7 protein-coding genes are annotated in these 13,365 nt (G+C 29.4%); 5 read left to right on the top strand and 2 right to left on the bottom strand.

Annotated elements, in window-relative coordinates; all coding sequences use genetic code 11:
* The first annotated feature begins 370 nt into the window (after positions 1-370).
* From KGF52_RS06345 to KGF52_RS06335, 3 genes are all read left to right on the top strand, one after another.
* Complete coding sequence (locus KGF52_RS06345) at positions 371-2,074, top strand: InlB B-repeat-containing protein (protein ID WP_227839509.1); 1,704 nt, start codon at positions 371-373, stop codon at positions 2,072-2,074.
* Positions 2,075-2,250: 176 nt separating this feature from the next.
* Entirely contained in the window at positions 2,251-4,866 is a 2,616-nt protein-coding gene (locus KGF52_RS06340; protein ID WP_227839508.1) for a cell wall-binding repeat-containing protein, read from the top strand.
* Positions 4,867-4,992: 126 nt separating this feature from the next.
* Positions 4,993-6,663, top strand: coding sequence for a bifunctional diguanylate cyclase/phosphodiesterase (locus tag KGF52_RS06335; RefSeq protein ID WP_227839507.1), 1,671 nt, complete (start codon positions 4,993-4,995; stop codon positions 6,661-6,663).
* Between the two features lie 102 nt (positions 6,664-6,765).
* On the opposite strand, the gene pflA is transcribed toward KGF52_RS06335, so the two are convergent.
* Together pflA and pflB are read right to left on the bottom strand one after the other, a co-directional pair.
* Positions 6,766-7,500 (bottom strand): pyruvate formate-lyase-activating protein, encoded by a 735-nt coding sequence (gene pflA / locus KGF52_RS06330; protein ID WP_227839506.1) that lies wholly within the window; start codon positions 7,498-7,500, stop codon positions 6,766-6,768.
* Between the two features lie 159 nt (positions 7,501-7,659).
* On the bottom strand, positions 7,660-9,891 hold the full coding sequence (pflB, locus tag KGF52_RS06325; RefSeq protein ID WP_227839505.1) for a formate C-acetyltransferase: 2,232 nt from the start codon (positions 9,889-9,891) through the stop codon (positions 7,660-7,662).
* Between the two features lie 360 nt (positions 9,892-10,251).
* Between pflB and KGF52_RS06320 the strand changes: the two genes are divergently transcribed.
* Positions 10,252-11,247: a calcium/sodium antiporter gene (locus tag KGF52_RS06320; protein WP_227839504.1), complete on the top strand. Its 996-nt coding sequence runs from the start codon at positions 10,252-10,254 to the stop codon at positions 11,245-11,247.
* Positions 11,248-11,337: 90 nt separating this feature from the next.
* A complete protein-coding gene (locus tag KGF52_RS06315; protein WP_227839503.1) occupies positions 11,338-12,951 on the top strand; it encodes a DEAD/DEAH box helicase in 1,614 nt (537 codons plus the stop codon).
* Positions 12,952-13,365: the final 414 nt, after the last annotated feature.

The raw sequence follows: 13,365 nt of genomic DNA, 5'->3' as shown, positions 1-13,365 counted from the left end.
TATTGATACTCTGAACATATATCACAACTAATTTTCATGAAATTGAAAACAATTAAAGTTAATTACTTTAAGTAATATAAATATATAAAATATCTTACGCTATTGTTTTTTTAGGCTGTTTAATTCTACAAAAATAAAATCAAAATATCTAGTCTATAAAGTATTAATATATTTGTGTAAAAATTAAATATATTTTTTATTTAATAAAAAGGATTTCAAGTAAAAATTAAATAAACTATAAAAACTTCACTTTTAAGATAGACTTCATAATAGATTAATTAGACTTTAAATAAATAGTTTTGATAAAGACTATGCAAAATAAAGTATGAAAAATCTGTTTGAAATAAAAAATATTGGAGGGGGATTTTTAATGAAACACAGATTAAGTAAACTAACATCTTTTGTGGCAACCTTAGCTTTAGTTGTTGGTGTAGGAGTACCATCATATGCACAAACTTTACCAGATAAAGTTAATAATGAAGTACTACAAAGTACAGAGCGAAGATATGATATTAATGGAAGATATCAAGTTGACCTTCGTGCAAATATGGGAAATGGATATGTAACATTTTTCTCATTATTTGTCCCATGTGGTGGGAACTCATTAAATGTAAAGTATGTATGGGGAACTGATCCAAAGGGAGGTTCTCAAGAAGGTTGGGTATTACAAATTAATGGGGAAAAAGTTTCAACTATTTATGGAACAAGCTATGGATTCCCTAATGGCATACCATCTGCAGGAATAACAGGAAGTCAAATGACAGGAATTTATTCTTTTGTGACAAATCGAGACATGTCTGGAGTAAATTGGAGCTATACATCACCTAATACAGGGAATGGAAACGCTACAAGAACATCATATGCATCTACTGAAATTTCAAATGCAAAACTTTCTATTAAGGTCAATTATAAAAATAAAGAAACAGGAGCTATAGTTGGGTCATATACAACTCGAGTTCCAGCTAAGTATGGAAATAGCACAGTTACACCTGATGCTACACAAATTCCTGCTGGATATAAATTAGAACCAGCAAGTCAATCTAAAGTGGTGAATCTTGCTCAAAATGGAGTTAACCCAAATGAAGTTAATTTTACAGTAATTCCTGATAAGGCTGGAGTGCCAGAAGAAAATCGTGTTCTTATAGTTGGATTTAAGGATAAAGATGGAAATAATGTTGGAAGTACTTATATAGAAGAAATTCCAGATATACTAGGCTCACATGACGTAACACCAAACACATCAAAAGTTCCTAATGGTTATAAGCTTGATCCTTCTAATCAAACTCAGACTGTTAATTTACAACCAACAGGGCTTGACAAGAGTATTGTTTACTTTACAGTAAGTCCTGATATTCCACTTGTAAATCGTATAGTTACAGTTAACTTTAAAGATAAAGATAGTGGAGCAATAATTGGAGACCCATATACAGTTACACTACCAGCTAAATATGGAAATCATAGAGTGGAATCTGATTCTACAAAGGTACCAAATGGATATGTACTTAATCCAGACAACCAATTTGAAATGGTAAATCTTAGTACAAGCGGTCTTGTACCAGATAGAGTTTACTTTACAGTAAGTAAGATGCCTTCAGAAGCAGAACGTACTTTAACAATTGGTTTTAAAGATAAGGATGGTAATATAGTTGGAGATACGTATACAGAGGTTGTTAATGCTGTACTTGGAGACCATACAATAACTCCAGACTCTACAAAGGTTCCTGCTGGATACAACTTAGACCCAGTAAGTCAATCTCAAATAGTTGCACTTGATTCTTCTGGAATTAATCCAAACACAATTTATTTTACTGTAACTGAAAAAACTTATAGGGTAGCTTATAGTGCAAACTTCCCTTCAGGAGTAACTGTTTCAGGTATGGCTCCTGTTGATACAACAGAATATAAAAAAGGAGATACTGTGACTGTTTTAGGAAATGTTAATGGGCTTAATGCTGATACTTATACATTTGTAGGATGGAGTACAGTTAGAAATGACTCATCAACAATAGTATCAGGTACAATCACTATGGACGAAAGAAACATTATATTATATGCAGTGTGGCAAAAAAATTAATAATATAAGTTGTTTATTATTGTAATTTATAATCTAAAATCGTATTTAATATTTATATAAGAATAAGATTTTAATAATTATAAGAAATACTGATATAGATTTTATCAGTATTTCTTTATTTTACAAATTACAAAATGAAAAATAAAATTAATTTTTATATAAAGGGGAGGGTTTTGATGAATAAAAAGTTAAAAAAGTTAACTATATGCATACTTACATTTGCTATAATTCCTTTAAATTATTCAAATGTTTTTGCTGATTATGATTTAAATAAGATATTTAATAAGCAGATTCAAGATAAAAGCTTAAGGCGAGTTAATAATATTACAATAACTTATGATGATAATGGGGCTACTGGAGGAACGATAAATGAAGCTATATTTAATGGGGGAAATGTTATTCCTGGACCAGTAATAACAGGTCAAAAAGTATATGACCTTGATAATTTTGATTCTTATTTAGCGTTCAGTAATAATCTTACAAGAGCAAACTATCATACTGATGCTTGGAGTGTCTCAAGGGACCATTTGGCAAGTGGTACTCAACCATATGGAAGCGGAGAAATTCTAATAGGAACAGATATCGATAGAGATACAACACTTTATGCCATTTGGATTCCAGACTTTTTACAAGTAAGATATAACGGAAATGGAAATACTTCAGGTAATGTTCCATCAGATTCAAATAAGTATCATCAGAATGCTACTTTGCAAATTAAAGGAAATGAAGGTGACCTTAAAAAAACAAATTATAAACTTACAAAATGGAATACAAAAGCTGATGGTACAGGAACATCTTATAATTTAGGCTCAAGTTTTGAGGTATTATTAAACGATTATGACAATTTTAACGTAGATCTTTATGCACAATGGGAGTATGATTTGCAACTGGATGGTAATGGAGGAACAGGTACACTTCCAGAACTACCAAAACCAGGAGAGGCTGACAAATTCCCAGGGTCAGGTGGACTTATCAATGGTGATGAAGAATTCATAGGGTGGAATACAGAAGAAGATGGAAGTGGCACATCTTTCAAAGAAGGGGACCCTATTCCGCCAAATATAGCAGGAGATACGATATATGCACAATGGGGATATAAATTAGATTATAACTTAAATGGAGGAACAGGAAGTATATCAGAAGAAAAACATAAAAAAGGCGCTGAAGTAACTGTTACAAGTCAGATACCATCTAAATCTGGAGCAATATTTATGGGATGGAATACAAAAAATAATGGTGAAGGTACTTCATACAGAGATGGTGATAAATTTAACCTTACAAAAAATACAATTTTATTTGCACAATGGAAAGAAGAATGTAGAGTAACATATGATAAAAATGGAAGTACAGGTACAGCGCCAATAGATAATAATATATATGGAAAAGGAGATGAAGTTACTATACTTGGTGATAATGGTTTAGTAGCACCTTCTGGTAGAGGAGGCAATTTTTATTGGAGTACAAAAGCAGATGATACAGGAAGTAGGTATAAAGCAGGAGAAAAGTTTAACATAAAGGATACAAATACAACTCTTTATGCATTTTGGACAGATAAATACAGAGTTAAATATGAAAATAATGGTGGACAAGGAGATGTACCTGAAGATGAACTGCATGATGGAAATACAAATACAAGTGTAAAAGCGAATACAGGAAATCTTACAAAAGAAGGGTACAAATTTATTGGATGGAATACAAAACCAGATGGTAGTGGAACTCCATATAAAGGTGATGGAAGTGATATAATTAATGTTGATGATAATATAGTACTTTATGCGCAATGGGAGAAGATACCTGATAACCAAGGAGATAATGATAATTCAGGTGGAAATAGTGGTGGAAACAGCGGAGGAAGTAGTGGAGGTTCATCCACTAATACAACTAGTCCATCAGAAGAAAATTTAACAGGTGATGATAGATACAAAACTGCTATAAAAATAAGTAAAAGAGGTTTTGAATCAGCTGAAAATGTGATACTGGTAAATAGTACATCAATACCAGATGCCCTATCAGCAACTCCATTTTCATCTACTAAAAATGCACCTATTTTATTAACTGAAAAAGATAAATTAAATGCAAATACAGAAGAAGAGATAAAAAGATTAAAAGCAAAAAATATTTATATAATAGGTGGAGAAAATACATTAAGCTCTGATTTAGAAAAAGAATTAAAATTAAAAGGGCTTACTATTATAAGAATAGGTGGAGTAGATAGATATTCAACTTCTCTAAGACTTGCTAAAGAAATAGATAAAATAATAGATGTAGAAAAAGTATCTGTAGTCAATGGACATGACGGATTAGCAGATGCAATAAGTGTTGGTGGCATTTCAGCACAAAATAAAACTCCAATAATTCTTACAAATGTAAAAAATGAGATAACATCTATTAAAAAATTTATAGATGAAGAAGAAATATCAAAATCTTATATTATAGGAGGAGAAACTTCTTTGCCAAAATCTATAGAAAAACAGTTTCCAAATCCAAAGAGAATAGGTGGAGAAGATAGAAATAAAACAAATTCAAAAGTAATAGAAGAGTTTTATAAGGATAAAGAACTAAGAAATCTTTATGTAACAAAAAATGGGATGTTAAGAGAAAATGATTTAATAGATGCTTTAACAGTAGGTGTTTTAGCAGGTAAAAATAAATCACCAGTAATGATTGTAGAAAAATCACTTGATGAGTCTCAAAAAACTTTAGTTAAAAGTAAGAAATTTGATAAGATAACTAAGGTAGGAGGAAATGGAAATGAAGATGCATTTGATGAGATAAAAAGATTAGTAAAATAGTATAATATAAATAAGAATATTTTGTTGATTAAACTACACCAATAGTAATAAATTATAACCCTACTTTATTTTTATTATAAGTAGGGTTATAATCTTACTATATTACTTATATTGTAGGGGGAAAAGATGAGAGAAGAATCGAACTCTTTAAATTTAGATCATATAGAAATTTTCTTTGAACTTTTGTCTCAAAGCACAGAAGATTATATATTTTTTTGGGATATAAATAGGAATAAATTTAAAATTTCTTCAGCAATTTTTGATGAATTTAACTTAAGTAAAGATATGGATTCTGATGTAGTCAATTGTTGGAGTAAAACTGTTTATCCAGATGATGTCAAAGTATGGAAAGATGATATACAAGCGTTGGTAGATGGAAAAAAAGATGAACATAATTTAGAATATAGATTAATTAATAAATATGAAGAAGTAGTATGGATTTCTTGTAGAGGGAAGGCTTATGTATCAGATGACCAAAAAACTATAATTATAGTTGGTAGAATAAAGAATATAGGTGAAAAGAATAAATTTGATTCTATCACAGGAACCTGGAATAGAGAACAATTTGAATACAGAATGAATTGTATTATAAAAGAGAAAATCTATACAAGTGGAGCTATATTTATCATGGATATTGATAATTTTAAAAATATAAATGAGAAATATGGGCACTCTTATGGTGATAAGGTTTTGCGTGCAATTGCTACAGAAGTTTTAGAATATTTACCTAAGGATGTTAGATTGTACAGATTAGATGGAGATGAATTTGCATTTTTTTACCCTATGTGCAATAAAGAAACGATAGAGAATTTATATGAAAAAATACAATTGTATACAAATACTCAGCATGAAATCGAATCAAATAAGTACTATTGTACAGTAACTGCGGGGGTTGCTATGTACCCAGAAGATGGAGATAATTATTTGGACTTATTTAAACATGTTGACATTGCACTAGATATCGCAAAAATGGGTGGTAAAAATAGAATGAAGTTTTTTTCAAAAGAACTCTATGAAAATAAGTTGAAAGTAATTTCAATGCAACAGAAATTGAGAGAGTGTATTGAAAATGATTTTAATGACCTTGAGTTATTTTTCCAGCCACAGGTAGATGCATCTACCAAAAACGTTATAGGAGCAGAGGCACTTTTGAGATGGCATTCAAATACTTATGGAGAAGTATCTCCTGTTGAATTTATACCAATACTAGAACAAAGTAATCTAATTATACCAGTAGGAAAATGGATTATAAAAGAGGCCATAAAACAGTGTAAAGAATGGCATAAAGTAAATCCAGATTTCAAAATATCTGTAAATGTATCGTATATTCAATTAAAAGAGGATTTTTTTAGAGATTTTATAATAGAATGTTTGATAGAATATCAATTAAAACCTGAGTTTTTGATTTTAGAACTAACAGAGAATTGTTGGATACCAGATATAAATTTATTGAATGACAAGTTTATCAGTTTAAAAAGTATTGGAGTACATATTGCAATTGATGATTTTGGTACTGGGTATTCATCTTTAAATTATCTTAAAGAGTTATCTGTTAATATAATAAAGATTGAAAGAAGTTTTGTTAAGAATATTACATATAATAGTTATGAACATACCTTTCTAGAATATATTATTAAATTAGCTCATATTATCAATTTGAAAGTTTGTGTTGAGGGTATTGAGTCTTATGAAGAATACAATATAGTGAAGAGTTTAGGTGTAGATATTATTCAAGGTTTTTTATTTGGCAGACCTGTAAGTGCATCTGAGTTTTATAGACTTAAATTATCAAATTGATGAGTGTAGATAAAGTATATTAAAAATAAGGTAAAATATAAGGTTTTTTAAATCGTATATTTTACCTTATTTTATTGTGATAGTTATTAATCTCAAGGAGTATTAGCTATTATATACTTTTGCTCCAAACTTAGAGATTATTTCACTAGCTTTTTTTATATCTTCTTTGGTAGCATCAGGAACATCTTTTAACTCATAATCAACGCCTAAATTTTCCCATTTGTGTATTCCCATAGAATGATATGGTAGCAATTCGAATCTCTCTACATTTTTTAATGTAGCAACGAATCTACCTAATCTTTCTAAGTTATCTATATCATCAGTAATCCCAGGAACTAAAACATGTCTTATCCATACTGGAATATTTCTTGATTCTAAGTGTTTAGCAAGTTTTAAAGCTTTATCCATACCCACACCAGTCAAATCAATAGATTTTTCTTCAACCATATGTTTTAAATCAAGCAAAACTAAGTCAGTATTATCTAAAACTGAGTCTATAGTTTCTATATCTACAAATCCAGATGTATCTAGACAAGTGTGTATGTTATTTTCTTTAGCTTTTTTAAATAGTTCACTTAAAAACTCTGGTTGAAGAGTAGACTCGCCACCAGAAGCAGTAATACCTCCACCAGAAAACTTCATAAAAGAAGTATACTTAAGAGCATCAGTTATTATTTCATCAACTGTATATTCTTTTCCAGATTTGGTATCCCATGTATCTCTATTATGACAGTATTTGCATCTAAGAGGACATCCTTGAAAGAATAGTATGTATCTTATTCCTGGGCCATCTACAGTACCAAATGTTTCTATAGAGTGTACTTTTCCCTTAATCATAGAGTTCACCTCACAATATATTTTGATAACTTTATTAATAGTTATAATATTTCTCTAAAAAAGGCCATCTTATACCAGAAATAATCCGAATATAAGATAGCCATTTATTTTTATTTTCTACACAGTAGTAATCTTAGCTAAAGTATAAAAATTTAAAGACTAAGCCATTTTACCGTGGAATGTTCTGTTTATAACATCTAATTGTTGTTCTTTAGTTAATTTTATGAAGTTAACTGCATATCCAGAAACTCTTATAGTTAATTGTGGATATTCTTCTGGATGTTCCATAGCATCTTCTAAAGTAGCTCTATCAAATACATTAACATTTAAGTGATGAGCATTTTGAGCGAAGTAACCATCCATCATTGCAGAAAGATTATTTATTCTTTCAGCCATATCTTTTCCTAAAGCACCAGGTACTATAGAGAAAGTATTAGATATACCATCTTGAGCATGCTCATATGGTAATTTAGCAACTGAAGATAATGAAGCTAAAGCACCATTAGTATCTCTACCATGCATTGGGTTTGCACCAGGAGCAAATGGAGCACCAGCTCTTCTACCATCTGGTGTATTACCAGTTTTCTTACCATAAACAACATTTGAAGTTATTGTAAGTATAGATTGAGTAGGATAAGAATTTCTATAAGTTTTATTTTTTCTTATCTTATTCATGAAGCTTTCAACTAGCTCTACAGCTATACTATCAACTCTATCATCGTTGTTTCCGTATTTTGGATAATCTCCTTCTATTTCGAAATCAACAGCTATTCCTTGTTCATTTCTGATAGTCTTAACTTTAGCATGTTTTATAGCAGATAATGAATCCGCACAAACTGATAATCCAGCCATACCACAAGCCATAGTTCTAAATATATCTCTATCATGTAATGCCATTTCTAATGCCTCATAAGAGTATTTATCATGCATATAGTGTATTACATTTAAAGTATTTACATATAAGTTTGCTAACCAATCAGTAAATGGTTCAAATTTACTCATAACTTCATCAAAATCTAAATACTCAGAAGTTATAGGCTCAAATCTTGGCCCAACTTGAGCACCAGATTTTTCATCAATACCACCATTTATAGCATATAATAAAGTTTTTGCTAAGTTAACTCTAGCTCCGAAGAACTGCATTTGTTTACCTATTTTCATTGCAGATACACAACAAGCTATACCGTAATCATCTCCCCAGTATGGTCTCATTAAATCATCATTTTCATATTGAACTGAACTTGTATCTATAGATACTTTAGAACAGAAATCTTTGAATCCTTGAGGTAATTTAGTTGACCATAAAACTGTTAAGTTTGGTTCTGGTGATGGTCCTAATGTATATAGAGTATTTAACATTCTAAATGAGTTTTTAGTAACTAATGTTCTACCATCTACTCCCATACCTCCTATACACTCAGTTACCCAAGTTGGGTCTCCAGAGAATAAGTTGTTGTAATCAGGAGTTCTTAAGAATTTAACCATTCTTAACTTCATAACGAAATGGTCCATATATTCTTGTAGTTCTTCCTCTGTTACTGTTCCAGCTTTTAAATCTCTTTCAAAGTATATATCTAGGAAAGTAGATGTTCTACCTAAAGACATTGCAGCACCATTTTGGTCTTTAACAGCAGCTAAATAACCAAAGTATAACCATTGTACAGCTTCTTTTGAGTTAGTTGCTGGTTTTGATATATCAAATCCATAAGATTCAGCCATTTTTTTAAGTTCGTTTAAAGCTGATATTTGTTCAGTTATTTCTTCTCTTAGTCTTATAACTTCTTCATCCATACAAGAAACTTCTAATGATTTCTTTTGTTCGATTTTATCTTCTATTAAGGCATCAACACCATATAAAGCAACTCTTCTATAGTCACCTATTATTCTACCTCTACCATAAGCATCTGGAAGACCTGTTATTATACCAGATTTTCTAGCAGCTCTCATTTCTGGAGTATATGCGTCAAAAACTCCTTGGTTATGTGTTTTTCTATATTTAGTGAATATTTCTTTTATTTCAGGGTCTAATTCATATCCAAAAGCATCACATGAATTTTCAACCATTTTTATACCACCATATGGCATAACCGCTCTTTTTAAAGGGGCATCCGTTTGTAATCCAACTATTGTTTCTAATACTTTATCTAAATATCCTGGAGCATATGCAGCTATTCCAGAAATAGTTTTTGTATCTACATCTAAAGTACCACCATTTTCTCTTTCTTTTTTAAATAAGACCATTGCTTTGTCCCATAATTTTTTAGTGTTTTCAGTAGCACCAGCTAAGAAAGAGTCATTTCCTTCATATGGAGAATAGTTTAATTGTATAAACTCTCTGACATTTACTTCTTTAGTCCATCTTCCTGTTTTAAATCCTTGCCATGCATTCATTAAGTATTTCCTCCTTAGATTTAAATGATAAATAATGTTATTAAAATTAATTTTTATATACTTAATTTATTTTATATATTTTTTAAAAAATATATTTTCTAATATAATAATAACATATTATACGTATCCTGTATACATGAAAAATAAAAAAATGTCGTTTTAAAGTATAAAACAAATTATATGTTAGTAATGTGATGAAATTATACCCATATATTAATAAAATGAAACAAATAAATGTCTAAATTAATAAGGTAATATTTGAAAAAATTATAAATTAGAAATAAATAAATCTCAGTACAAAAAAGAAAAAGCATACATCTTTACAACTTGAATATTTATTTAATAGGGGGAGGTGATATATTGTTTATCACAGTGATATTATTTTTAGTAGGTTTCCTATTAATTACTAAAGGCGCAGATATCTTTATAAATTGTACTGTAGAGATAGGTAGAAAAACGAATATTTCAGAAATTATACTTGGAGCAACTATTGTTAGTTTTGCAACAACATTGCCTGAATTTACAGTGTCATTACTTGCTTCTATTGATGGTCACACTACAATGAGTTTAGGAAATGCAATTGGTTCTATAATATGTAATACAGGATTAGCATTAGGGTTAGTTGTTTTTATAAGTCCATTTAATGTAGATAAAAAAATGTTTTTTTCTAAGTCTTTACTATTAATAGTATCTGTTATAGTTTTAATTTTATTGGGGTTAGATGGAGTTATAACAAGAGGAGATTCATTATTACTTATAATAATATTGATTTTTTATATGGTTAATAACTATAAGAGTGTTGTAGGGAAATCGCATACTAAAAATAGAGGTGTTCAAAAAAATACTATTAAAGAAATACCTACAAAGAAGAGTAAACAGTACAGAGGTTTCTCTATAGCAGAAATCATAAAAATACTAATAATTTTTGCTACAGGCTTAATAATGATGATAATAGGTTCTCAAATTCTTATAGAGAGTGGTGTAAGAATAGCTAGTTTTCTTAATATACCTCAAGGTATAGTGAGTTTGACTATAATAGCACTTGGAACTTCTTTACCAGAGATAGTGTCTTCAATTACTGCCATAAGAAAAAATCATCATGAAATATCTGTAGGAAATATTTTAGGTGCAAATATATTGAATATAGTATCAGTAATAGCTGTATCAGCAATACCAAATAACATACCAATATTATCTCAAAATAGAAAACTTGATATACCATTTATGATATTATTATTGTTATTAGTAATAGTACCAACTCTTAAATCAAATAGACTTAGTAGATTACAAGGTATATTAATGTTATTTACATATTTTATATATATATCAATTTTGTATTTTATGTATATTATTTAATCATACTGTTAAAAATATTAATTGCAGAATATCCTAAAAAAGTATATAATGGATAGGTTAAGATTAATTGATAACGGAGAGGAATAATATATGAATATAACAAAGTTTGAAGATTTACCAATAAGTGAGGGAATAAAAAAAGCTATAGCTGAAATGGGGTTTGAAGAGCCATCTCCTATACAAGCACAGTCTATACCTGCAATTTTGTCAGGTAAAGACGTTATAGGACAAGCACAAACTGGTACGGGGAAAACAGCAGCTTTTAGTATACCTATACTAGAAACAATAGACCCAAATAATAGAAGTTTACAAGCTGTAGTACTTTGCCCAACAAGAGAACTTGCAATACAAGTATCTACAGAAATAAGAAAACTAGCTAAATACTCGTACGGAATAAAGACATTACCTATATATGGTGGTCAACCAATAGATAGACAGATAAAATCTCTAAAGAGTGGTGTTCAAGTTGTAATAGGTACACCTGGACGTACAATAGACCATATTAATCGTAAAACATTAAAGATGGATAATGTAAAAATGATTATACTAGATGAAGCAGACGAAATGCTAGATATGGGATTTAGAGAAGATATAGAAATGATTTTAAGTAAGATTCCTGAGGAAAGACAAACAACTTTCTTTTCAGCAACTATGCCAAAAGGAATTTTAGATTTAACTAAGAGATATCAAAAAGACCCAGAACATATAAAAGTTGTTAGAAAAGAACTTACAGTTTCAAATACAAAACAATATTATATAGAAACTAGATCATCAAATAAATTGGAAGTATTATGTAGATTAGTTGATGTGTATGACCCTAAATTGTCAGTTGTTTTCTGCAATACTAAGAGAAAAGCAGATGAATTAGTGGGAGATTTACAAGCAAGAGGATATTTTGCAGATGCATTACATGGTGATTTAAAGCAAACACAAAGAGATATAGTAATGGATAAGTTTAGAAATGGTACAATAGATATACTTGTTGCTACTGATGTCGCAGCTAGAGGTATAGATGTTGATGATGTTGAATGTGTATTCAACTATGATTTACCACAAGATGAAGAATACTATGTTCATAGAATTGGTAGAACTGGTCGTGCTGGTAGAGAAGGTATGTCATTTACTTTTGTATTTGGAAAAGAAATGAGAAAGATGAAAGATATAGAAAGATATACTAAATCTAAATTAATCAAGCATAATATACCAACAATAACTGATGTTGAAGAGAAAAAAGTAGGTACTTTCTTTGCACAAGTTAAACAAACTATAGAAGAAGGTCATTTAACTAAACAATTACAATGGTTAGAAAGCTTCTGTAATGATGAAGATTATGCAATGGTTGATATTGCTGCTGCACTTGTTAAGTTATCTCTAGGTGAAGAAATGAAAGAAGAAATAATAGAAGAAAAACCTAGGAGAGAACGTGGAGATAGAAAAGGTGTTACTGGAGCTAGAGATGGTATGATTAGATTGTTTATCAATATTGGTAGAAATCAAAGAATACAAGCTAAAGATATCGTTGGTGCTATAGCTGGAGAAGTTGGAATACCAGGTAAAATGGTAGGGACTATAGATATATATGATAAGTATACTTTTGTTGAAATACCTAAAAAAGATGCAAAAACAGTAATTGAAAAAATGAAAGATATTAAGATAAAAGGTAACAAAATTAATATAGAAAAAGCCAATAAAAAGAAAAAATAATATATGGTATATAAAAATATAATCGCAAGATATATAAAATAGTATATTGAATATTTAAAAAGCCTAATGTGTTTTCAAAACAGATGATAAGCAATCTGTAAGAGTCAACAACATAAGGCTTTTATTGTTTTATATAATAGTATTATTAAAGACATTTTAAATTTTGTTTGTACTTTATTTCTGTAAGTATAAAAAATACATTAGAAAATAAATAATCAAATAAAAATTAATTAATCGCTTAGAATTCTTTGTAATCCATGTGGTTAACAGAATTTTATGTTTATACTGGAAAAGGGGAAAACATTGAAAACTAGATTGAAATGTGTAAAGAGTATATTATAATATAATGTGTTTATAACTTTCAAATATAGCACTAATATAATCATATTATAAGTATGTTATAGATAAAAATCA

This window comes from Clostridioides sp. ZZV15-6597 (genome assembly GCF_020657815.1).
Lineage (GTDB): Bacteria > Bacillota > Clostridia > Peptostreptococcales > Peptostreptococcaceae > Clostridioides.
This window is presented reverse-complemented; position numbering and strand designations above follow the sequence as displayed.

Bases quoted from the DNA above. Each gene is read 5' to 3' on its own strand.
- KGF52_RS06340 (WP_227839508.1), top strand. From the start codon at position 2,251: ATGAATAAAAAGTTAAAAAAGTTAACTATATGCATACTTACATTTGCT.
- pflB (WP_227839505.1), bottom strand. From the start codon at position 9,891: ATGAATGCATGGCAAGGATTTAAAACAGGAAGATGGACTAAAGAAGTA.
- pflA (WP_227839506.1), bottom strand. From the start codon at position 7,500: ATGATTAAGGGAAAAGTACACTCTATAGAAACATTTGGTACTGTAGAT.
- KGF52_RS06315 (WP_227839503.1), top strand. From the start codon at position 11,338: ATGAATATAACAAAGTTTGAAGATTTACCAATAAGTGAGGGAATAAAA.
- KGF52_RS06335 (WP_227839507.1), top strand. From the start codon at position 4,993: ATGAGAGAAGAATCGAACTCTTTAAATTTAGATCATATAGAAATTTTC.
- KGF52_RS06345 (WP_227839509.1), top strand. From the start codon at position 371: ATGAAACACAGATTAAGTAAACTAACATCTTTTGTGGCAACCTTAGCT.